This window comes from Bradyrhizobium erythrophlei (assembly GCF_900129425.1).
Lineage (GTDB): Bacteria > Pseudomonadota > Alphaproteobacteria > Rhizobiales > Xanthobacteraceae > Bradyrhizobium > Bradyrhizobium erythrophlei_C.
On the sequence record NZ_LT670817.1, the window covers coordinates 7,236,938 to 7,259,917 of the forward strand.

A 22,980-nucleotide genomic window follows, 5' to 3' on the forward strand; every position below is an offset into this window, starting at 1 on the left:
CGCTTTGCGCCTTGCAATGACGCCACGCGTGCGCCGGCGCTTTTATGACCCGTCATTGCAAGCCAACGGCGCGAATGCGCGCCCGATGACAGGCTCCGCGAAGCAATCCATCGGCAGAGTGGATTGCTTTGCTTCGCTCTCCCCCAAAAGGTCGTCATACCCCGCGCATGCGGGGTATCCAGTACGCCGCGGCTTATCGATTCCATCGCTGGCGTCTCGGAGTACTGGATCGCCCGCCGGAGCCTGTCATCGGGCTCGCCGAAGGCGAGACCCGGTGGCGGGCGATGACGGCTGGCGGCGTGACACGTTCGTTCTGCGATCGTCATTGCGAGCGCAGCGAAGCAATCCACTCTTTCTTTGTGTTGCTGCATGGATTGCTTCGCTGCGCTCGCAATGACGTGGACACACCTTCGCGATCTCGCGGCGCGATGCGTCCGAGGTTTGCAATTGATCTCCGCCCTGAAAACAGAGGGCGTGGGGAATGCCGGGCGCCCGATGCACCCGCAGCCTCGTGTGCGCTATGGTAGTAAGTATGCACACGAGTATTCACAGCGAGCCACCGGAAATCACCCGACATTCCCGCACGCAATGGTTTACGGCTTATACGTGATCTCCCCGGTGATCGGCTTTCTTGTCACCGTCGCTTGCGATTTGCAAACTTGATGCCGGCGTCGAGGCATCAGGACCACACGACTTCGCCGTCCGCCAACAAACGCTTTCGTCACAAGCGCTATCAGCGTCCACCGCATCCCGCCCCGCGTTCGTGACGTTCGCGAAACGCCCCTCTGTGGGACAGGACGGCGAAAGAGATAAACTGATTTGCCTCTTCGGAAAACCAGAATATTTTTTCAAATGGGGCTGGACACGATTTTCGAGAAATTGCCTGACGGGCAAATCACCCCGGCCCGTCGGACGGCTACTTCCGCTTTACCCCCGATAGCCGACCTTCGTCGGCAGAATTGGCATGTCGCAAAAGTGCCAAATCCAGACTCATGCACCGCAACAAAAAGGGGATCTATTCGATCACTTATCGGCGCACGTGTGCGCGGGCTCATTCGGGCAACCCCGCCTTCCGAAGGCCCTCAATCAATAGCTTCAAGTGTGATTGTCTGCGCCGACCCATCCTCGCGGATATCGTGAAGGCGGGATCGGTCTCAAGCAGACGCGCCGCCGCCTCACGCGCTTCACCGTCGCGTCCGAGATGAGCGAAAGCGGACGCGAGACAGAAAGAAGCTGGCGGAAATGAGGGGTTCTGGCGTTGGGCTTTCTTCCCTGCGACGATGGCCTCGTCAAAGCGACGAAGCTCAATAAAGGCCATCCCCATCCCAACAAACATAAGGTGTAGCCGCGGGTCTACCGGGCTCGCGCGAATGGCACGTTCAAAGCTCCGGATCGCTTCCTCCGGCAGCCCCGCAATTCTAAAGACGTGGCCTCTGCTGCTCCATGCCAAAAATGAATTGGGGTTGAGTGCGACCGCCCGGTTAGCCATTTCGATCTCACGTTCACAATCGCCGACCATGTACGCCGAGATTATGGCAGCGAATGCTAACGTATCTGGATCACTATCGTCGATGCTCAATGCCAGGCGCATAAGCCGAACTGCTTCCTTCCTGTCGAATTGAGGATCGACAGCATAGCCATAAAGGACCCTTTGCATGTGACAGACACCTGCCAGAGCCGTGACAAAGCCGAACTGCGGGTCCAGCTGCAAGGCGCGATGAGCCAACCTTATCGCCTCGGCCAACCCTTCGCGGGTCGATAGGTAAAACTGCTGCATGGCTCGGAGAAAGAGATCATATGCGGTGAGGTTCTCCGGTCGCCGCCGCGTCGCCATTGCAATTTCTGTTTGAAACAATTTTGGCTGAATGGCCGAGACAACGGCGACCGTGACTTCGTCCTGGAGAGCGAAAACATCTGCCATGTCACGCTCGAACCTGTCCGCCCAGATGTGCGCGCCGGTCACCGCATCAACCAACTGTCCTGTGATCCGAACCTTCCCTGACGCCTTGCGCACAGACCCCTCAAGGACATAGCGCACGCCAAGCCTACGTCCGACTTCCTTGACATCGACGGCTTTGCCTTTGAACGTAAAGCTTGAATTGCGAGCGATCACGAACAACCATTTGAACCGTGAGAGCGCGGTGGTGATTTCCTCAACCATCCCGTCCGCAAAATACTCCTGCTCGGGATCACCGGACATGTTCTGGAACGGAAGCACGGCGATAGACGGCTTGTCGGGGAGCGCCAGAGCTTGCGTGCTCTCGACAGGCGGCTCTATCGGCGCTGCCGGAGAACCGCTCGCATTCATCCTCAACCGCCACGCTCGCATCGGTTCAACAATATTCTTCAGGTTCTGCGGACCCATATCCTCAAAGGCGAAATCGACCTTCCCGCGGAGCTGACGTTGTGCGTCGTCAGAGATGCAAACGCCACCCGGCTCCGCAATCCCTTCAAGGCGAGCGGCGATGTTGACGCCGTCGCCAAAGATATCGTTGTCATCGACGATGATGTCACCGACGTGGATGCCGATGCGAAATTCGATCCGCTTGACCTGCGGCATCGTAGCATTTTGCTCAGCCATACCGCGCTGGACCTCAATGGCGCACCGCACCGCATCTACGACACTGCCGAACTCAGCGAGCACGCCATCGCCCGTGTGCTTGACGACCTTGCCACGATGTTCGCTGATCTTGGGATCAGCGAGTCCACGCAAACGCTCCCTCAGCCGGGCGTGTGTCCCTTCCTCGTCCAAGCCGGTCAGGCGACTATATCCAGCCACATCAGCCGCAAGGATAGCTGCAAGCCGCCGTTCAACGCGATTGTCGGTCAAAACGGCCTCCCGAGATCGGTAGATCCGTCGGACATATCAAAGCATAGGGCGTTGCCCTTGGGCTAGGGCCAATGTCCGAGTTGGGTCAATCGCGTCTTTTCGACCGTGGTTCGGCCACTTCCGGTCTACCCCGAGGAACGGACATAGTCAGACCGCTCTGGCATGTCGCAAACGTGCCGAGAACGGACTCTTCCACCTCAGCCTCGATGAGAACCTTGGGCTCGGCCACAAGGCGGCGTTGTCATCGTTTTCGCCGCTTCCATATCGCCGACCGCTATCTGAATCGCCTCGACTTCGAGGTATTCTGACGCTTGGATGAGGCTCTTCGGTGCGGTCACGATCCAATTTGGTCTACCTCGCGATACCGCCCGGCTGGTCAGGAGTGCAACAAATGCGGATCCTGGTACTGACTGCAATATGCCTGATGTCGGCAATTTCACGCGTCGCTGCCGCCGACCCGCTCGACGGCAACTGGGCGTTTTACGGGGGCGACGCGGGTGGAAGCCGCTATTCGCCGCTGGACCAGATCAACAAAACAAATGTGACCGAGCTAAAGCCAGCTTGGGAGCTTCATACTGGCGACGTTTCCGACGGCAGCGATGGTCGGCCGAAGAGCGAATTCGAGGGCACCCCGATCGTTGTTGGCGGGACGATGTATCTCAGCACGCCCTTCAACCGTGTCCTCGCGCTCGACCCTGAAACCGGAACGGAAAAATGGAACTTCGATCCGAAAATCGATTTGAAAGAGCACTATTCCGAGGGCTTGGTGAACCGCGGCGTAACATTTTGGTCAGACCTTAGCGGCACTGACGGTGGCTCGTGCCATCAGCGCATTTTCCTGGCTACGATTGATGCGCGCCTGTTTGCTCTTGATGCATCGACCGGTCGCCCCTGTGCCGACTTCGGTGTCAGAGGACAGATCGATCTCAAGGAGGGCATCACCAATATTAAACGGCGCGGCGAATATGAAGAAACGTCGGCGCCAGCTGTTATTGACGACCTGGTCATCGTTGGATCCTCCATTGCCGATAACGATCGGGTTAACAGCCCCGACGGCGCGGTGCGGGCTTATGATGCGAGGAGCGGGATGCTCCGATGGAGCTGGCACCCGATTGAGCGGGCGCTCGCGCCGACAGGGGCAGGAAATGTCTGGTCGACAATTTCGGTGGATGCGCGACGTGGTTTGGTCTTTGTTCCGACAGGTAGCGCGAGCCCGGATTATCACGGCGTCAAGAGGCCGGGCGACAACAAATGGGCAAATTCCGTGGTAGCGCTGTCCGCCAAGACCGGTGAATTGGTCTGGGGATTTCAGCTCGTTCATCACGATCTATGGGATTACGATACGGCGGCCCAACCTGTGCTCGCTACGCTGCGCCGCGATGGCCGCGATACGCCAGTGGTCATTCAGGGCAATAAAACCGGTAATCTCTTCATTTTGAACCGGGAGACCGGACAGCCGGTTTTTGCTGTCGAGGAACGCCCGGTCCCAAAAAGTGATTCCGAGGGTGAGGATGCGGCACCGACGCAGCCATTCCCACTATCGCCACCGGTGCTCGCGGCTCAGCAACTGACGGCGAAAGATGCCTGGGGCATCAATCCCGAAGAGCGGGAAGCCTGCCGCACGCGGTTGGAAAGGCTAAGGACAGACGGAATTTTCACGCCACCCAGCGTTCAGGGCACCGTCGCGTTTCCAGGCAACCTTGGCGGCATGAACTGGAGTAGCGGCGCCTTCGATCAGAAGCGACAGATCTTTGTAACCAACATCAATAATCTTCCAATGGAGGTTCACCTAATTCCACGGGACCAATACAAGCCGGTCGAAAACGCCGCACAGCAGGGGACGTTACGGGCGGAGGTTTCTCCGCAACACGGCACACCTTACGGCATGAGTCGCGAGGTGCTCCACTCGCCGCTGGGATTCCCCTGCAACCCGCCGCCGTGGGGCGAATTGGTTGCCGTAGACCTCTCCAACGGGTCCATTCGATGGAGAGTGCCGCTCGGTACGACGGCTGACATGATCAAGAACCCCGCCAACATTGTTCGAGGCACTCCAAATCTGGGCGGCCCGATCGTTACCGCCGGAGGCCTTACATTTATCGCGTCCGCAATGGACAACTACCTGAGGGCCTTCGACACGGAGACAGGAGCAGAGCTTTGGAGGGGGCGCCTGCCTTCCGGTGGTCAAGCGATGCCGGCGACCTATCTTGCAGGCTACAACGGCAAACAGTTCATTGTCATCGCAGCCGGCGGCCACGGTAAGCTCGGAACAAACCTCGGAGATTCGGTAATTGCGTATTCGCTGCCATAATGACCGAGCAACTAAAGCGTAATGGTTTTAATTTGAATCGGTGTGCCTTCACCTCTCCCCAGCGGGGAGAGGTCGATTTGCCAACGGGTCGGCGCGAAGCGCCGCCCGATGATAAACTCCGCAAATCGGGTGAGGGGGTGCTGCACCAACGATAGACCGTAACCCCTCACCCGGCGCGACGCGCCGACCTCTCCCTATGGGAGAGGTAAAAGTTTCCGCTGCGTCCTAGCTCAATCTAACCTCATCTCATCACGCCCTAGCGAGCGCGACCAGGAGCCGCTCCCGCCGATTTCCGGTAAGGGTCAATCGCGTCGACCGTGGTTCGGCCACTTCCGGTCTACCCCGAGGAACGGACATCGTCAGACCGCTCCGGCATGTCGGAAAAGTGCCCAGGCTGTGTAAAAACTCGGACGTCGAACTTGCGCGTAGAAAGTTTGTCTCGATTGCGTTGAATAAGAAAAGAAGCGATCTGCCAGTCACCGTCGGAAGAAGAAAAGAGAGAAAACAATTCTGCGCGTTCACTGCGCGTGCACGTTTTCACACAGCCTGGGTCATTTTCAGACTTCGAGCCGCGTCCCAGCCAGGTCCGTTGATCCCTCAAGGGCAGACGTCCGGCGACTGCATCGGCATGTCCGTTTCGTGCCCCTATCGGAAGTCGGCGCGCCTACATTTAGCCCTGCTTTAAGCGCCAGTTTGGCGGGAACTGCAGAAGGAGGTTCTTCGTGCGTAAGACAGGAATCCTCTCGTTCCTCATCGTGTGCGCCGTTGCTCCTGCATTCGCACAACGCACGCCGGAGCCTGACGTAGTACCCACTGAGAAAGTAATACAATCCTTCGAGAAAGCGAAAATCACCCTTGCTGAGGCGATAAGGATCGCAGCGAAAAAGCACAAAGATGCGAAAGTCGTCGATATAAGCTTTGACAGCCAGGCGGATCAGTTGGCCTACAAGGTGAAAACCTATCAGGACAACAATGTGTGGGAAGGCGCTATCGACGCTTGGACGGGAGAAATAATCGGTGAAGGGATCACCACGCCGGTATCCAAACTTGACGAGGAGGACCAGCTGGAATTGGCTGGCTCGCTAAAAGCTTTAATCGATCTTGCCACGGCGACTGCCCTGGCGGAAGAAAAAGGTTCTGGAAAAGCCATTAGCGCTGGCCTTGAAGAGGCAAACGGCCGGATAGTTTACGAAGTCACCATTGTGGATCAGGGTGCAACGACCAAATTTGTGATTGACCCAAGGAGCGGCCAAATCAAATAGGTTGTCAGAGAACTGATTCAGACAAACTCCGGCGTTGCTATGAGATCGATCTCCGGCCTCAGCTTTTGGGCGGCTTAGGGTCGATACCTCAAGCTGGCCAGAACTACGGATACGATGTCCGATAGGGGTCCAGGCTGTGTGAAAACGTGCACGCGCAGAGAGCGCGCAGAACTGTTTTCGCCGAGATATGTGTCTGTTCCCGACCTGCTGTGAAAAGGCCTTAACCCTGAAGGGGCGCCTTTCTTCCTTCTCCAATTTAGGAGAGAGTATCTGCTTCGGACGAACTCAATGGAGGTGAGCATGCATATCGGTTGCCGGGGCCATGATGCCCAGCATCCCGACGATGAGTATGATTCCGATCCCGAGGACAATTTCGACCAAGGAGCTACGTAAAAGCCATTGCACAGTGCGGGACGCCGGGTTCGTTCCAATTTCACCGGAAAGTCGCGGCAGCAGATATTCCCTGTTGATCCCGGCTAGACATACCATCGCGGCGAACAACGTAATCTTCAAGAGTAGCAACCTGCCGTAGCTCGTGCCGACGAAGCCCTGCATGCTCCCAACCAAAAACCAGACATTGATTGTTCCGCTGACAAGCAGCGTTGCGACGGCAATTATGCCAAGATTGGAAAATCGACAGGCTGCGTCACCCGCTGCCGTGACCCATGCCTCTTCACGGAATCTGCGCAGGTATAAGAGGAATAGCGCCAGGGGAATAAGGCCCCCTAGCCAGAGACCAACGGCGATCAAATGGAGGAAGTCCGCGGCAAGATGGAGGTTTCGCTCAAGTCCCAGACCCTCTTCGCCGTGCCCTGCAAAGCTCAGCGATCCGAGATATGCGCCTGCCAACAATGCAGCCAAAACTTCTTGCCAGATGGGCGTAACGTGGTTCTTTGCCCGCCGCGCCAGCAAGCACGCGGCCAGAAGGACGCCGAACAGAAATCGCAGCTTCCATGCAAACCCAAATTGCGTTTGCGAAAGAACGATCCAGACCGTGCCGTCCGCAATGACATCTTCAATTGGTTTACCAACGATTCGGGCGGCCAGGAGGCATAACCATGCAATGCCCGAAACGATCGACAAGGCCATGCTGATCCATAACGCCAGGGCGGTACAAGTTCTTAAGGCGGCTGCGGTCGTCCCGAGCTGCGAACCCGTTGTCCGCAAGGTCGGCGAAGCAACGAAGAAATCGAAGAAAACTATGCCCGCGACAATCACTGTAGAGCCGAAGTGAATATCCCGCACCGCGACTAGCGGATTGATCAAACTGTACTCCATGCTAATCCCTGTTGCGGCGGTCACCAACTCCGGAGGAGTCGATCGGTCGTCGCATCTTTGCAGTCGCTTCGGCTTCACTGTCCAACGTGAAAGGTGAAGCTGCCTTCGGTTGTATGCGTATCTACCGACAGGACGTGCCAACGGACCCTGTACGTTCCAGGCGCTAGAGGTTTCAGCCCGACACGCATGACCGCCGCACTGATTGACGGCTTGCCCTGATCGACTCGTTTGCCGTTGGCATCACTCACCTCGACCGCGCTGAACGCCGGCTCCAGATTCTGAGTATAAGAAAGAGTAAGTTCTCGCGGCGCGGTGGGCACGGTGCTTCCAACGCGCGGCTCCGCGTGGTCCAGAAAAGCATGAGCCTTGGCGGCGGTGCCCGCGGTTACGGTGACCAGAGCCGATGCCGCAAAAATCAACATTCGCATGGTGCCGCCTCAAAAGGTCAATTTGCGGGGGGCCGCCGACGAGCCGCCGAACAGCGGTTGTCCTACGGTCGTCGGGAACATGTCGTCGAGATACAAATGCAACTGCCCGATAACGCCGACCCCGCTGCCACTTTCGCGGTTGATGGGGATCATCGCCTCCAGGCCGACCTGGAAATAGCTTCCGACCCAGATCACGCCGGGGTTGACGGTTCCGGTGGTGGTGTAGGGATTGCCGAAATTATTTGCGACCGGCGTCGTTAAAGTCAGCTCGACGAGCGGAATAAGATGATTGAAGAAGTCCGGAAGCTGAAGGTCAATGACCTCGGATTTCAGATAGGGCATGCTGTATTGCAACGACGCCCCGTAGACCAATTGTTGCGGAATAAAGACGCTCTGGGTGAAATCAAAGGAGTTCGTCGGAATTTGATAACCGACCTGTCCGGTCAGCGCGAACGGACGCGCCCATGATAGGCTTTCCGGCAATTCGCCAAAGCCCTTCCCGAAATAGAGCGTCGGGGTAACCTGGCTATATGTGGTGGCCAGCCCGGAAGCGGTTGAACCGGTATGCCCCCAATCCACGACGAGTCCGGCCAGTACCGCCAACTCTTGCGACCGATCCTTCACCACCTGATACTGGAACGCCGTTTCGAGATTTTGAAATCCCGACGTGAGGGTACCGTCGGGCTGTCGAATTTGCGTCCAGTTTTGACCTATCGAGACGCCGAAATTCTCGGTGATCCGCTTTGAAAGATCGACAGAAATATCCCACTCGGAGGCTGGCGGCATATCCGCAGTCTTTGACCACGAGACGGTCGGCAACGAGATTTCGTCGGCGACGCAGGGATCGTCGGTTGCCAATGTTGCCGGAAAGAACCGAGCGCCTACAAAGCAGTGAGCGAGCGCATCGGAAGTAGACGCCAACGCGATAAAACTCGCGAGCGCAAATGAAAGCGGCATGTATCGAGACATCAGAATTTCTCCGGTCAGTGCAAACGTGAAAGCAGTTGCGGGGAGCCACGAGGCCGCATTGCATCACGCGCTGAGCGGAGGACCTCTGGGACGTGCGACCGAATAAGAGAAAGAGGATAGGCGCAGCGGATGCGCCGATTGCCGTCCCTTGCTGGATTGCGAACCAACGTGCTGGATCGTTACCGGTCGCGGAGCATCCAAGAGGTGAAATGCTGCTGCAAAACAGAGGACACAATGGTCGTCCGCAGAATGGTTGTGCTGGTCGGCGGGCGGGACGGGGCTACCGTCAGTCGCATGCTGACAAAGTTGGGATAGAGAGGGATCATCGATGGCCGACGCATGGGCTGACTGGGCGCCCACAACGGCCAGCAGGGGTTGCAGAATAAGCGCATAGATGGCCGCCGCGCCAACTAGCCTTCGCCAGAATAGCCGCGGTTTCATGCCTGCGCGCTTCCGCCCGATGCTCACGATCGTCGAAGTTATACTGACTGGAAGTAGATTCAAGCCATGAAGTCGTTGCCTGGCAGGCTTGTCATTCAAAGACCCATCCTGGCACCCATGGCAAGGTGGAGTTTTGGAAGCGGGTCCGTCCGATGTCTCAAATGGGAAGCGCCGGTTTGACCCTCAGCCGGTGACTTCCGGCCTACTCCGATCAACGGACATCGCCAGACCGGCCCGGCATGTCGGAAAAGTGCCAGAACCGGAAGTGGCTTTACGCCTGAAAACTAGAGCTACGTCAGACCACGCCATTCTGTTGACGGGACGGAATGATGCTCGTGGGACGATACGCCAGTCGCCGTCGATGTTGCGCAATCCGATTGTTAACCTGAACAGGAACAGGGGCGCAGTAGAACGGTTTCGGTACAAAAGATTTGTTGCCGTCCTGCAGAATTAAGAAAGCGTTAATCGCGAGATGTATGATTGGTAAAAGTCCACAAACGAGGATTTCTCGGTTTGAAGGGGCATATTATGCGCAATATCGCTTCAGTTGTCGGAGTTGTGGCAGTAGCCGCAGCCACCTTTTTGTCGCCAGCACCGGCGACAGCAGAGAACGGTCAAATCGCCGCCGGCGTCGTAGGTGGACTTATCGGCGGGGCGTTGCTCGGTGGGGCCCTGGCGTCACGCCCTGCTCCACCGCCGCCGGTCTACTATGCGCCGGCGCCGGTATACGTCGAAGAGCCCGTGTGCCGGTTCGTTCGCGAACGCTACTGGGACGGCTACGGCTGGGTATACCGCCGCGTCGAGGTTTGCGATTGATCGTCCGTTGTATTGATCACCGCCTTCCCAGAAAAATGTGAAGAGCGAACAACACTGGCACGGCCTTTCCAGTGAGCCACGCTCACTCGATCACCTTGCCGGTGCGGGCGAGTGGTGACCGTTGCTGCGGGACTTCAACGCACAGCCGGTCCTTGGGCGCGCAGCGAATCGAGACGCGCGCCGCAAGTGGTTCGATCAACGTACCCGATAGGGTCGTCGGCCGCGCCATTGCCATCCGTATGCAAATGCAAATCGAGGATTCGGACCACAATACGAAAATGTACCGGAGGCCGTGGCCTCACACTCCAGGTAGCTTCTGAACTGACACAACCCCGGAAGGTTGTAGTCCTTGCCTTGCAGGCAGTAGGGATAATCGTAGGGATCACTTGGTTGAGCGGATGCCGGTAGTGCTATGAACACCATGGCTACAAACGCAGCAGCTCCAACGATCTTGCGCATTTCAATTTCTCCTCTGTTGCCAAATCCGCCACGAATCGAAGCATCTCGTCGGCTCGCATTTTTTCCTCTCTCACGCGAAGCGTTGGCCGCGCCAACCGCCTTGAAGGGCATCAACTTCGCACCCTTTCGGTAATCGCGTTTACGCAAGCCATTTCCGCAACGGGTCAAAACGGAAGCGACCCTGCTTCCTCGGCAAGTCCGTTCCCCCCTCAGGAGCAGACAGGCCACCCGGGCATGTCCGAAAAGTGCCAACAAGCGACATCCCGTGACCGCGAGTTTAGCGAGCAAGGCCAGCTGCCAGCCCCGGTCGCGGTGGGCTCCCATTCATCCTTGCCGCTGCCCGGTGTAGAATAGTGCCGAGAGGACAGCAGATGGTCACTCCGGGCCAGGGTCGAGTCGAGCGCAGACTTGTTGCTATTCTTGCGGCCGATGTAGCTGGCTACAGCCGCCTGACCGGCCTGGACGAGGAAGGCACCCATGCTCAGCTCCAGGACCACCTGCACTCTCTTGTCGATCCCAAGATCGCCCAGCATCGTGGGCGGATTGTCAAGAACACCGGCGACGGATTGCTTGCCGAGTTCAGCAGCGTTGTGGATGCGGTGCGATGCACCGTCGAGGTCCAGCGGGGAATGGCCGAGCGTAACGCGGCCATTCCAAAAGACAAGCGGATTGAGTTCCGCATGGGCATTAATGTCGGCGACATTATTATCGACCACGGCGACATCTTCGGCGATGGCGTGAACGTCGCAGCAAGATTAGAAAACATTGCGGAGGCTGGCGGCATTTGCGTCTCGGGCGCGGCCTACGAGCAGGTGCGCGACAAGGTGCCATTCGCCTTTACGGACAGAGGCGAGCAGCGCGTGAAGAACATCACGCACCCGGTGCATGTCTACTCGCTAGGGCATGCCGATGAGGCAAGACGAGCACCGGCAGGCGCGGGCATCACACGGTTACCTGCGCCAGGCCTGAGCCGTTTTCGCACCCAGATCAGGTATGCCGCAAGCGGTCTCGCGGCCGCCGTGCTTGCGGTCGCCATCTGGTTCGTCAATGACACGGTGAGAAATCCGCGGTGGTGGAACACAGCTTCGCGGCTGTCTCTGGTCGTGCTGCCCTTCGCCAATCTGAGCGGCGATCCAGCGCAAGACTATTTGGCGGATGTCATTACAGAGGAGCTGACCACCAGCCTCTCCCGTATTCGCCATAGCTTTGTGATCGCCCGCAGCACCGCCTTCACTTACAAGGGCAAAGCCGTTGACGTAAAGCAGATCGGCAAAGATCTCAGAGTGCGTTATGTACTGGAAGGCAGCGAGCAGCAAAGCGGCGACAGGGTCCGCGTAAGTGCGCAGCTCATCGATGCTGAGACTGGCGCGCATTTATGGGCCGACCAGTTCGACGCAGACCGTGCCGATCTGCTCGAAATGCAGGACGAGATCGTCACTCGGCTGTCACGGGCCCTGCAGTTACAGTTGGTTGAGGTCGAAGCCGCGCGTGTTGCCCGAACCCATCCGAGTGATTTGGACGCCGAGGACCTCGCCATGCGCTGCGAGGCGATCCTCGTGAACGCGCAAGCGGGTAGCGATGAAGAAGAGCGTGGGTACAATCTCTGCGACAGCGCGCTTCAGAGAGACGAACGCAATGTCAAGGCACTGGTCAATCTCTCATTCAAATTCATCGACCAAGTCCTGACTATTCAGAGTCAGGACCGTGAAGCCGATATCCGGCGAGCCGACGAACTGGTGTCCAGGGCGCTGACGATTGACCCGAACGCGTATGCTGCTCACCATGCCAAGGCCTTGGTTCTCCTGACCCAGAAGCGTTTCGAGGAGGCGATAGTGGAGGCCGAGCGCTGCCTCGCGCTTAGCCCCAGCTTTGTTAGCGCCTACGGTGACCTGTCCATCGCAAGCAGCTATCTAGGTCGACCGCAAAAGGCCATCGAGTATGCCGACAAAGCGATGCGCCTGAGCCCTCGCGATCCGTTGCTGTACGTTTTTCAGCTACAGAAAGGATTTGCATTAGCTCTCCTGCATCAGGACGAGCAGGCGATCGAATGGCTGCGTCGGGCGGTCGCGGGCGCTCCACAATGGCCACTCGCACAGGCGTTGCTTGCGGCAGCGCTCGCAGAGAGCGGGCAAGAAACGGAAGCCCGCGACACGCTGAAGCGCTACCTATCGCTCAATGGGACCAGAGCAAGGACCATCACGCAATGGAAGGCGCAAATGCCCTCTGACAATCCGGTGTTTTTAAGTTATGGCGAGAGACTCGCAGAGGGCCTACGGAAAGCCGGGCTGCCGGAATGATCAGCATGGATGCTCGCGCCGAGGTGATCAGATGAGGCGGCGACCGGTACGTGTCTGCGCGTTGGGCAAGGTCCGAAATGGGTCAAAGTCGGAAGTGGAGAGCCATTCGCGGCGAGTCCGCTCCACCCCGATGAACGAACATCGTCGGACCGGGCAGTAATCCGAAGCTCGCGTTGATTGGTTTCTATGGCACGCCATAGCGCGTGAAGTCGTCGCCTATGTTGCCCTGGATTGTTTTTGCGGCTGAGATATCGGCGTCGCTGCCAACTTTGTCGCCCTGCTTGAGCTTGGCAAGCCCGCGCCCATAAAGCGCGCTCGCCAGCTTCGGGTCGAGCCGAAGTGCAGAACTGTAATCATCGATAGCCGCGGCGACCCGGCCCGTCTTCAGGTAGATCAGGCCACGCGAGTCATACGTCGCGGCGCTGCTCGAATCCGATTGAATCGCCTTGTTGCAATCCTCCAGCGCCCCCTGTAGCGCACCGAGGATGGCTCGGGTCCAGCAGCGTCCATTCCACACGCCTTGCAAGTCGGGCTCGATGCGAATTGCCTCATCGTAGTCCCGCGCCGCACGAGCGTATTCATTCTTTTTCAAGTAAGCTCCAGCACGGTTGGCCAATGCTTCGCCGTAGTTCCGGTTGAGCCTGATTGCCTGATCGAAAGCTTCGATCGCGAGGTCGTACTCGCCTTTCTTCAAGTAAGCCACGCCGCTGTTGTTGAATGGCTTGGAGTAAGTCGGATTGAGCTTGATTGATTGATCAAAATCCTGGATGGCGCGGTCGTAATCCCGCTTTGCGGCGTAGGCGTTGCCACGATTGCTATAGGCGGTAGCCAAGGCAGTTGTCGTCGTAACCTGGTGCTCGTCGATGAGCGCCGTGCAACCGGCGATACGAGCTTCAAACGACGTGCGATCCAGGCCGTTGCAGGCCTCGATATTCTTGATGTAGCTGTCCTTTGGCTTCGGGTCCTGTGCCGCCGCCGGTGACGCGAGCAGCAGCAGGATGAGAATCGGCGCTAGGCTGTCGATGGCGCCGGTCTTTGCACGAATTTCCATATCAGGAGCCCCGATTTTGGGAATGTGCAGTCGCTGATTTCTGCAAGTCGCCGCTCTCCGGCGGATTTCCGTTCGCACCGAGAACGGCTCGCGCTCAAGAGATGATCCTGGAGCGCGATGAGATTCGGTTGAACCGTCATGGCAGTCTTTGACTGGGCATGATCCTTTCGGAAAACCGCCAGGCACTGTTCCGGATCATGCCCTAGCACCCTCGACAGATATTGAGATTGAACGTGTGATCGGTTTTTTGCTCGGGCTGCTGCGCCGCGCGTGCCCCGGGCTTTTTTTTCGTAAGGTCACTCTTGCCCTCTTCAATAAGTGTCGCAAACTTGACTGTCCCATCATCCGATATTTCGATGTGCGGCGTGGTGCCTCGGATTCCCACCGTTGCGACGGGGGTGTCGACCTTCATGTCGCCGGTCTTCGCTATGTTGCCGGCAACAAACGTGAACGTTCCCTTGGTCAGGCTGAGCAAGCTCGAATTTGACTTGCCGTTCGGGTCGTACACGAATTCGGTCAAGGCCATGCGCGCGTTGCTCGATAGCTTGAACGAGGTACCGTCAGTAAAGTTGATCCCGACCCGGCCGTCGGCTCCGGTCTGGACGACGTCGCCCAAATAGACGACGTCACCAACCTTCGTCTGAGAGGCTTGACCGGAGATATTTGCCTGAACGACGACTGCACTCGCATGTTCGATCGTGATCGAACCGGTGGCGGTTACAACTCTCCCAATGGGTTTTGCTGAAGAATCCTGGACGGCGGGTTGGGGAGAATCGGTTTGCGCTCGCGCCGGACCAGGCGACAGACCTGCCAGCACCAAAACGAAACTTGCCACCAATATGCTTATCGTATGTGTGCGCATGATCCCCTCCTTTTTGAGAAGACCTTGTCGTGTGACAGGCCGATGGTTGCTTTGGACCGTTGACCCGAGACGGGAATACGCTAACGCCAGATCAGCCACTGCAGATAGGCTCATCTAGCGTCCGGCCCACTGCCATTGATAGGCACTGCAATTAAATAGGTGGACACTTCGGACATAAATTATACTATAATTTTCACGGGGCCGCACTCGCGACAAAACGACAGCAATCCTGTCGGATCGACGTCGCCGGAACGGCGCTTCCTTACTGGTGAAGTTTAAGTTCGATCGGGACTTTTTCAGCGGGCAAGCCTAGGGCTGCCGGCGCCAGGATGTTTTGACCTCGTGGCGAGGGCAAGCCAGAACAAAAAGACTGCGGCACCACGCTGGGCCTGAGTTACTCGGCAGGCAGGGTCGAAGCCAATGTCAGTTGCGTCCGGCGTAGAGTTCGGGGACGTCTGCATGGCCGCTTTGGGCCATCTTCCCCAAGTGATCGGCAGCGTTCAGGCGGCGATCGGTTGCGCCACCATCACGCGTGCCAGCGGCATTGCCGTTCAAGTGATGGACGGCGATCCTGTTTGCCAGGATGACGTGATCGAGACCGCAGCCGACGGACGAATCGAAATCCGCTTTATCGACGGCACCGTGTTCACCCTGTCCCGCGACACGCGCGTGGTGCTAAGCGAATTCGCGCGGAACTCCGATGGCACCTTGCGGTCGGCGCTGCTCGCAGTAACCAGGGGGACCTTCGCTTTCTTTGCCGGCCAGCTGGCAACAACCGGCTCCCTGATAGTGGACACGCCTGTTGGCAGCATTCGCAGCCGGGCCCAGGCGGGCGGTATCGGCCTGTTGTCGCTCGCGGCACTGACGTTCTCACTCATCAAGGAAGCCCAGGCAGCGGACCCGAACGTCACATTCCTGGATGACGACAGCATCACATACAAGGACCTCGCGCACGGCGTGTTCGAGCTCGTAACCAAAGAGGCGATCCCGCGACACATCATTGTTGAGGATCCGGGAGAGACAGTCGTCCTGACCAGAAGAGGGTCCTCGGTCAGCCTGAACGAAGTCGCGAATTCTCCTGCTCGAATGGAGGAGTTGCACGCCGCCCAACAGGAGGCGCTCGCCAATTTCGCGAAAGGGCTGGGACAAAGCGGGGACAGCGCGCCCCCGTTCTCCGATCCGGAGCTGGTGCCGCAGCCTATCAATTTCATTCCGGGTAGTTCCCCCGCAGTCGAAGGATCGCCCCTTCCGATAGAGGCGACGTTAACCACGGTTCCTGAGCTCATCATCCTGCCTCCGATGCAGCCGACTCCGGCGCCCCCGACTTTAGCGATCACCAGCATTGGCGGACAAATCGGTATTGCCGGGCAAATCGGTATTGCTGCGGACAACATCATTAACGCCGCCAAAGCTAATGCCGGGGTTGAGATCACGGGCGCTACCTCGGGTGTACAGGACGGCCGGATCGTTACGGCCACTATCGCCGATAGTTCCAACCACGTCGTTTACAACGGTACGGCCACGGTCACCAGCAACACCTGGTCGATTGACATCGATCCGACGGAAGCCAAGGCGCTGGCCGACGGTATCTACACGCTGACGGCGGACACATCGAATGCGGCCGGCGATCCGGCGCAGGCCAGCCAGACGATCAGGATAGACGAGACCCCGCCGAGGATCGCAATCCACACCGTTGCCGGTGACAACGTCGTCAACGTCAATGCGGCGAGCACCGGGTTCGCCATCGCGGGCACTACGAACGACGCGGAGGATGGCCAGCCTGTGACGGTGAAGATCGTTGATAGTTTCGGCCACGTCGTCGACACGTTCACCACCACGCTGACGAACAACAGCTGGTCAGTAAACGTCAGCTCGACCGAAGCTAAATTGCTGCATGACGCCAGCTACACGGTGACGGCGGACGTCTCGGATTCGGCCGGCAATCCGGCGCAAGAGGCAACGCAAACAATCGCGGTCAACGAGACGCCGCCGAAGGTGACCTGGTTGCCGCAGGCTGAGAGCGGCATCGAGGGCAGGACGATCGCACTGGGCACGATCACCGCGACCGTGAACAGCCTGCCGGGCCATAGCGATAGCGTGCAGTCGCTTGTGGTGAGCGGCATCCCGGCCGGGGCAGTGCTCACCGACGGCATGAATTGCTTCATAACGACCAGCGGCAACACCTCGGTCGATGTGAAGAGCTGGAATCTGTCGAACCTGAAGATCACTCCGCCGAACGATACCAATTTCAGCCTGACCGTTACGGCGACCGACCAGGACGCCAACGCGGCGAGTGCGAACGAATTGGTCACGGTCGCACCCCTTGTGCCCTACCTCAACCCGGTCGCCGCGCATGGCTATGAGGGCACGGCGATTGCCCTGGACCTTGGCGCGATGGCCAACAGCCTGTCGGGCGCCAACGGCGACGCGACACCGAACAGCCTCGATACGCTTGTCGTGAGTTGTATCCCCGTGGGCGCTACGCTGAGCGACGGCGCCGGCCATAGCTTTACGGCGACCGCAGATGACACCTCGCAGGACGTGGCCAGCTGGAACCTGTCGAGCCTGACGATCACGCCCCCGGCGGAATTCGAAGGATGTTTCAAGCTGACGATTGCAGCGACCGAGCACGATTCGGAAGGCGACATCAGCGCGACGGCCACCGCGACGACGGCAATAAAAGTCATCGAAGATTCGGAGTCGTTGATCGTCGGCGGCCCGGGGCCAACGCTCGACTGGAGCGATCCAGAAAACTGGAGCCGCGGGTTTGTTCCCACCTTGAGCACCCACACAACCATCGATGCGCCTTCTTGTTACACGGTCATCATCACCGGCACACAGGATGCCCATGCGGCGTCGCTCACGATACCGCACGGCGCGGCATCGACGGAGATCAACGTCGGTGGAACTTTGCAGCTCGCCGGCGACCTCGATGTAAGCGACTCGGGACAACTCGATAATGACGGGACATTGCAGGAAGCAGCCAACGCCACTTTCATCGGGCCTATTGGCAACGACGACACGATCATCGTCGATCCGAATGTCTACCTGACCGTGACCGGCCCCATTACCGGAATCGGGAAGTTCTCGATCGACAGCGGGAGCACGCTCGAGTTTGCCCCTGGCAGCAATGTTGCTCCGGGCACGACCGACAGCCAGGTAGTTTACTTCGAGCAGGGCGCGGGCAAGCTGGTCATCGATGACTGTGCAAAATTCGCCGGGGTGATCACGGGCACCGGCATTACCACGCACCTCACGTCGACCGATTTGATCGACCTCTCGCAGCTTCCCTATGTGGAGGGAAGCATGTCCGCCTCGATCTCGTACAATTGCGGTACCGACATCAGCACGATCACCTTCGGTGATGGCATTAGTTCGAATAATGTGACACTTCATTTTTCCGGGAACTATACCGATAGCGCGTGGTCTTTCACGAGCGTCAATGGAGGCGCCGGCACCGAAATCGACGACCCCCCCACGGATTCCGGCACCGTGACCAGCGGCCTCCCCGGGGAGATCACAGCCGCAAACGCTGCGACCACCGATTTTGCCAACGCCGGCGGCATCAACACCAGTTTGACGCTCGACACTTCTCAGACCTTCGGTACGCCCGGGGACTCATTCCATTTCAAGGACGAGATTTCGGGTTCTAAGGGTTCGGGCATCATTGACGTTGCAGGGCCCAACAATATCCCGGCGTCGGAGAGCCATCACGACGACGCTGCTGGGACTCACGGAACGTTGGCGATTTCAGAGGGAGGACAGACTCCCGGGACGCCCGGGGACTCCTTTCACTTCAAGGACGAGATTTCGGGCTCTAAGGGTTCGAGGGTCACTGACGTTGCCGAACTCAACGGCATCCCAGCGTCGACGAGCCATCACGAAGATGCTGCCGGGACTCACGGACCACTGGCGATTTCAGAGGGAGCACAAGCGATTGGGCTGCCCTCGCCGGAGCAATACCCAGATGACGCGTTCCATATCGTTCCAAGCCATGCGCCAAGCGCTCTCGTTACCCATGTGCCGCACGATCTGATCGTGTAACGACCCGAGCCGTGGCCCGGGATTGGACGCAAGGGCGCGCGCATGCGCTTCACTCGCGCCATTTCAACGAAATCTATACGGCGGTTCTGCCGCCATCGACCGGCAGAATCGCACCATGGACGAAACTGGCGCGGTCGGTCGCCAGGAACACGATCGCCTCGGCAATCTCCTCAGGCGTGGCCGGGCGCCCGGCCGGCGCTTGCGCCGCGAGCTGTTGCAGGGCATCGCCCATTACCGCCGTGCCTTCGGTGCGGGTCGGTCCGGGACTCACTGCATTTACACGAACGCCCTTGGGTCCATATTCGGCCGCCCACGCTTTAGTCAGTAGTTTGATGGCGGCTTTGCTCGATCCATAGAGGCTGAAGCCCTCTGCGCCGTAATCGGCGACCATCGTTGAAATGTTGACGATTGCTCCTTTGCCTCGCTGCGCCATCAACGGGGCAAGCTCGGCGACGAGGAAATAGGGAGCCTTCACATTGAGCGCATAGACGTCGTCGAACGTCTCCTCGCTCATTTCATGCGTCGGGCCGAATGGAAACACGCCGGCATTATTGATCAGCACGTCGACATGGCCGTTTCCCAACTCGACGGCCTTTTTCGCGACCGCCCGGGCGCTCGCAGCATCGCGAAGGTCGGACGAGATGAAATCGGCCTTCCCGCCCGCCGCACGTATTTCGGCAATCGTCCTTTCACCGCGTTCCACATTGCGGCCCACGACCATGACATGTACGCCCGACTGCGCCAGTTTGTCGGCTGCCGCCCGGCCGATACCGCTCGTCGCTCCGGTGATAAGGGCTGTCGTCGTCATTGGCGCCTCCTTGTCTCGTTCTCTTCGGCCGCCGGCCTAATGTCCGGCTGCGGAAAAAAAGATGACCTCGAACGGGTGCGCGCAGTAGACGAGCGCTGCGTATCTGACTTATACGCCATGTGTATGAGTGACCGGCTCCGGGAATTGACCGCCTTCGTCCGCGCCGGCGAGACCGGCAGCTTCTCTCGCGTCGCGCGCGAACTGGGGGTGTCGCAGCCTTCGATATCGCGGATGGTGGCAGACCTCGAGGCGCGGCTGGGCGTGAAGCTTCTGTTGCGCACCACACGGCACGTCACGCCGACCGACGCCGGCCGGGTTTTTCTCGAACGGGCGCGGCAAATCCTCGGCGATCTCGACGACGCCGAAAATGCAGCGCGCGGCGTGGACGGCCTGCGCGGCACATTGCGGGTGGCGTTGTCGGGGGCATTCGGAACCCGCGAAGTGATCCCCCGCCTGCCTGGCTTCGCGGCGCAGCATCCGAAACTAGGCATCGAGCTCTTGATGTCCGACCGGACCGAGGACCTGATCGCCGAAGGGGCTGATATGGCCTTGCGGTTAGGCCCTCTGCCCGATTCCGGATTCGGCGCACGGTTACTGGGTAAGGCTCCGCGCCTCGTCGTTGCCTCGCCTGGATACATTGCGCGCAAGGGAACGCCGCAAACGCCGGCCGATCTCGCCAGGCACGACTGCATTCTCGGCCCGGGTCTCTCCGGGCGGACCGGCTGGAGTTTCACGCGCTCGGGGAAAGCAGCATCCGTAACCGTGGAAGGGTCGATCAAGGTCACCTCAGCCGACGGCGTTATTGCCTGCGCCAAAGCAGGGCTCGGAATAGCCGTCGCCTCGCGATGGATGTGCCAGGCCGAACTCGAGGCAGGCGAGGTCGTCGCGATCCTTTCCGATTATCAACTTGACGGGGTCGAGCTGCACGCTGTCTACCCGGGCGGTCGTCGCCCGTCTCTCAAGGTACGAACCTTTTCCGATTATTTTGCGGCTCAGCTCATGCACAAAAATGAAGGCGGCTGAGGCGTCTACAGGAAGCCGAAGCTGTCTTGTCTTCAAACGTTGGCGGCGCGGATGATGCCGCTGCCGTCCTCATTGCCTGCCGGATGAAATCGCGATGACAATTGGATGGTCGCTTAGAGCAAGCTCGAACGAACTGACGTTGGTCGGTGTTCGGACAGGCTCAATTCCAATTGTTGGATCGTAGATCCTCACCGACGCGGGCGTGACGCCAAGTTGGACCGTCACGCGGTCTTGTCCCCTCAAGCGTTCACCCCATACGATCAGCTGGAACGTGGTCTCGCTGCGCTGTAACAGCAGCTCATGAACGGTTTCGGGTTGGTTCACGATCGCGAAATCGAGGTGGCCGGGTTTGGCGAGGGTACCGTCGTCCGCCAGAATGGTTGTGAAATTGTGAAGGTAGATCGCGGCCTTACGGGGCGAATAGTCGGCCCGGAAGAAACCGAATGATTGGTTGCCATCTTCGTCGGTACGGTCCCGCAACAGATAAACCGATGTGTAGGCGTAGCCGCGCTTGAACTGCGCGAGGTAGAAGTTCATCAGGTTTAAGCCGTGTATCTCTTCCGTGACCGGTCCTTCGATATTGGCACCGCTCTCTGTCGTGACACGCGGCAGCGTATCGAGCTGCTCTTGGGTGTAGCCCCGAAACCGTCTCGCCCACGTGACGCCGAAGTTGCCAAACAGGCCGTCCACTTTGGATGCTGCGGTTGGATCGGCAGCGTGCCACGTCTTGTTGTCCGCCAGATACGGCGAATGCGGATGATAGATATAGTTGTGCACGTTGGCGTAGTCGGCGTACTTCGTACCGTCGGGCATCAGGGTTTGGGCGCCGGGCGGGATCGTAAGAAACTGAAGGCCTGCGTTATCCCGCTGCGCGCCCGGTTCAGAGATCGACCAGACGGGATATTTGGCCAGCACCGGGTCCCGCTTGACGGCCTGGTACAGGTCGCGCTGAAGCTTTGCAACGGCCATCCACGAAGGCTCCCTACCGCCGCCTTTCTCACCCTGATAGGTGACGCCCCAGTTGTTCGGCTCGTTGTTGCCCTCGAACGCGAGTAGCGCGCCGGCTTCAGCGAGCACCTTGCCTGTTTCCAGCAGCTTTTTCACATCGCTCCCACCACTGACCAATCCCCAGCCAAACCGCACGCCGGTTTCGCGATGTAGATCAAGAAAGGTCTGGATGGTTGTGGGGCCGTCGTCACTTAGCCCTTCTATTCCTGCCCTCACCCATCGAAAGCGGCAATAGCGGAGCATCTCGATCGTTCTAGCCAACGGCTGGCCTCGATCGGGGAATGTGGTAACGACGCCAATGCTGTTGAGAAAATCGTTCGTCGCAACGGCCACCCTGGGTGCTGCAAGCGAATGACGAGGCCATATGGGCAGCACCAGAGCCAGCGCAAAGCAGGCGCTTACCACGGAGCGAATCGAGGCGGTCATCGACCGGCGAGATTTCATATAGTCCTACGCTTATCATATACTCGCCTGCAGCGCATCCAGTCACATAGCAGTGCCAGTTTGATGCTCGCCGGCGCGCTCGCGCAGGCCGATACCTCCATGCGCTGTGCGCCAACGCCAGCAGCGTTATTCATATGATTGTCGATCAGGCGGCCGACCTGGCCACCGATCTCGGGATTTGCCTCGACGCGCCTTTTCGACTTCCGATCGATCGCGGCAATCCACCGCCGGGGCGCCTGTCAGTGCAGCGTTCCGAGATACGCGACCAGGTCGGCGCGCTGGGCGTCGTCCTTCAGGCCGGCGTAGACCATCGATGTATCCGGCACCATCGCGCGGGGATTGGCGAGGTATTTGTCGAGGTTGGCGGCGTCCCAGGTGAGGTCGAGCTTCTTGTGGTCGGCGGTGTAATGGAAGTCTGGAACGCTGCCGGCCTTGCGGCCGACCACGCCGAACAGGGTCGGGCCGATGCGGTTCTGACCCGCCACCACGGTGTGGCAGATAGCGCATTGCGTCTTGAAAATCTTCTCGCCCGCGGCGGGATCGGCGGCAAGGGCGGCGGAGCCGGATCCGGCGAGCAGCAGGCCGGCAATCACGCTGCGCCTCATGCGACAGCTCCTCCGGTTTCCCTCGACTGCCCCTTCAATGATTCTTT

General features: G+C 58.9%; 17 protein-coding genes. 6 read left to right on the plus strand and 11 right to left on the minus strand.

The window, feature by feature from the left end; genetic code table 11:
- Window positions 1-1,051 precede the first annotated feature (1,051 nt).
- Window positions 1,052-2,830 carry an adenylate/guanylate cyclase domain-containing protein gene (locus tag B5527_RS34445; RefSeq protein ID WP_079605472.1) on the minus strand — a complete coding sequence of 593 codons (1,779 nt, stop codon included), beginning with the start codon at window positions 2,828-2,830 and terminating at the stop codon, window positions 1,052-1,054.
- A gap of 391 nt (window positions 2,831-3,221) precedes the next feature.
- On the opposite strand from B5527_RS34445, the gene B5527_RS34450 reads away from it, so the two are divergent.
- Window positions 3,222-5,138, plus strand: coding sequence for a pyrroloquinoline quinone-dependent dehydrogenase (locus tag B5527_RS34450; protein WP_079607724.1), 1,917 nt, complete (start codon window positions 3,222-3,224; stop codon window positions 5,136-5,138).
- A gap of 722 nt (window positions 5,139-5,860) precedes the next feature.
- The gene (locus tag B5527_RS34455; RefSeq protein ID WP_079605473.1) at window positions 5,861-6,400 is read left to right on the plus strand and encodes a PepSY domain-containing protein; all 540 of its coding nucleotides are present in this window, start codon (window positions 5,861-5,863) and stop codon (window positions 6,398-6,400) included.
- 285 nt (window positions 6,401-6,685) lie between these two features.
- Here the strand turns inward: B5527_RS34455 and copD are convergent, their stop codons facing one another.
- The 4 genes from copD to B5527_RS47910 all read right to left on the minus strand — a co-directional run bounded on the left by copD (window position 6,686) and on the right by B5527_RS47910 (window position 9,516).
- On the minus strand, window positions 6,686-7,678 hold the full coding sequence (gene copD / locus B5527_RS34460; protein ID WP_079605474.1) for a copper homeostasis membrane protein CopD: 993 nt from the start codon (window positions 7,676-7,678) through the stop codon (window positions 6,686-6,688).
- Window positions 7,679-7,752: 74 nt separating this feature from the next.
- On the minus strand, window positions 7,753-8,106 hold the full coding sequence (locus B5527_RS34465) for a copper resistance CopC family protein (RefSeq protein WP_079605475.1): 354 nt from the start codon (window positions 8,104-8,106) through the stop codon (window positions 7,753-7,755).
- 9 nt (window positions 8,107-8,115) lie between these two features.
- Window positions 8,116-9,075: a hypothetical protein gene (locus tag B5527_RS34470; protein WP_154072682.1), complete on the minus strand. Its 960-nt coding sequence runs from the start codon at window positions 9,073-9,075 to the stop codon at window positions 8,116-8,118.
- 63 nt (window positions 9,076-9,138) lie between these two features.
- Entirely contained in the window at window positions 9,139-9,516 is a 378-nt protein-coding gene (locus B5527_RS47910) for a DUF2946 family protein (protein WP_425305042.1), read from the minus strand.
- Between the two features lie 528 nt (window positions 9,517-10,044).
- On the opposite strand from B5527_RS47910, the gene B5527_RS34475 reads away from it, so the two are divergent.
- A complete protein-coding gene (locus B5527_RS34475; RefSeq protein WP_079605477.1) occupies window positions 10,045-10,332 on the plus strand; it encodes a hypothetical protein in 288 nt (95 codons plus the stop codon).
- A gap of 195 nt (window positions 10,333-10,527) precedes the next feature.
- Here B5527_RS34475 and B5527_RS46820 read toward each other — a convergent pair whose 3' ends face one another.
- Window positions 10,528-10,938: a DUF3551 domain-containing protein gene (locus tag B5527_RS46820; protein WP_245332368.1), complete on the minus strand. Its 411-nt coding sequence runs from the start codon at window positions 10,936-10,938 to the stop codon at window positions 10,528-10,530.
- 224 nt (window positions 10,939-11,162) lie between these two features.
- Here B5527_RS46820 and B5527_RS34485 point away from each other — a divergent pair, with 224 nt between their 5' ends.
- Entirely contained in the window at window positions 11,163-13,088 is a 1,926-nt protein-coding gene (locus B5527_RS34485; protein ID WP_079605479.1) for an adenylate/guanylate cyclase domain-containing protein, read from the plus strand.
- 184 nt (window positions 13,089-13,272) lie between these two features.
- Here B5527_RS34485 and B5527_RS34490 read toward each other — a convergent pair whose 3' ends face one another.
- A complete protein-coding gene (locus B5527_RS34490; protein ID WP_079605480.1) occupies window positions 13,273-14,139 on the minus strand; it encodes a tetratricopeptide repeat protein in 867 nt (288 codons plus the stop codon).
- Window positions 14,140-14,341: 202 nt separating this feature from the next.
- Window positions 14,342-15,001, minus strand: a complete 660-nt coding sequence (locus B5527_RS34495; RefSeq protein WP_079607725.1) for a FecR family protein — start codon at window positions 14,999-15,001, stop codon at window positions 14,342-14,344.
- Between the two features lie 459 nt (window positions 15,002-15,460).
- On the opposite strand from B5527_RS34495, the gene B5527_RS34500 reads away from it, so the two are divergent.
- Window positions 15,461-19,045 (plus strand): FecR domain-containing protein, encoded by a 3,585-nt coding sequence (locus B5527_RS34500; RefSeq protein ID WP_172842755.1) that lies wholly within the window; start codon window positions 15,461-15,463, stop codon window positions 19,043-19,045.
- A gap of 73 nt (window positions 19,046-19,118) precedes the next feature.
- Here B5527_RS34500 and B5527_RS34505 read toward each other — a convergent pair whose 3' ends face one another.
- On the minus strand, window positions 19,119-19,853 hold the full coding sequence (locus tag B5527_RS34505; protein WP_154072683.1) for an SDR family NAD(P)-dependent oxidoreductase: 735 nt from the start codon (window positions 19,851-19,853) through the stop codon (window positions 19,119-19,121).
- 123 nt (window positions 19,854-19,976) lie between these two features.
- Between B5527_RS34505 and B5527_RS34510 the strand changes: the two genes are divergently transcribed.
- Window positions 19,977-20,876, plus strand: coding sequence for a LysR family transcriptional regulator (locus B5527_RS34510; RefSeq protein ID WP_079605482.1), 900 nt, complete (start codon window positions 19,977-19,979; stop codon window positions 20,874-20,876).
- 69 nt (window positions 20,877-20,945) lie between these two features.
- Here B5527_RS34510 and B5527_RS34515 read toward each other — a convergent pair whose 3' ends face one another.
- Both B5527_RS34515 and B5527_RS34520 read right to left on the minus strand, forming a co-directional pair.
- A complete protein-coding gene (locus B5527_RS34515; RefSeq protein WP_154072684.1) occupies window positions 20,946-22,310 on the minus strand; it encodes a glycosyl hydrolase in 1,365 nt (454 codons plus the stop codon).
- A gap of 257 nt (window positions 22,311-22,567) precedes the next feature.
- Window positions 22,568-22,933 (minus strand): c-type cytochrome, encoded by a 366-nt coding sequence (locus tag B5527_RS34520; protein ID WP_079605484.1) that lies wholly within the window; start codon window positions 22,931-22,933, stop codon window positions 22,568-22,570.
- Window positions 22,934-22,980 lie beyond the last annotated feature (47 nt).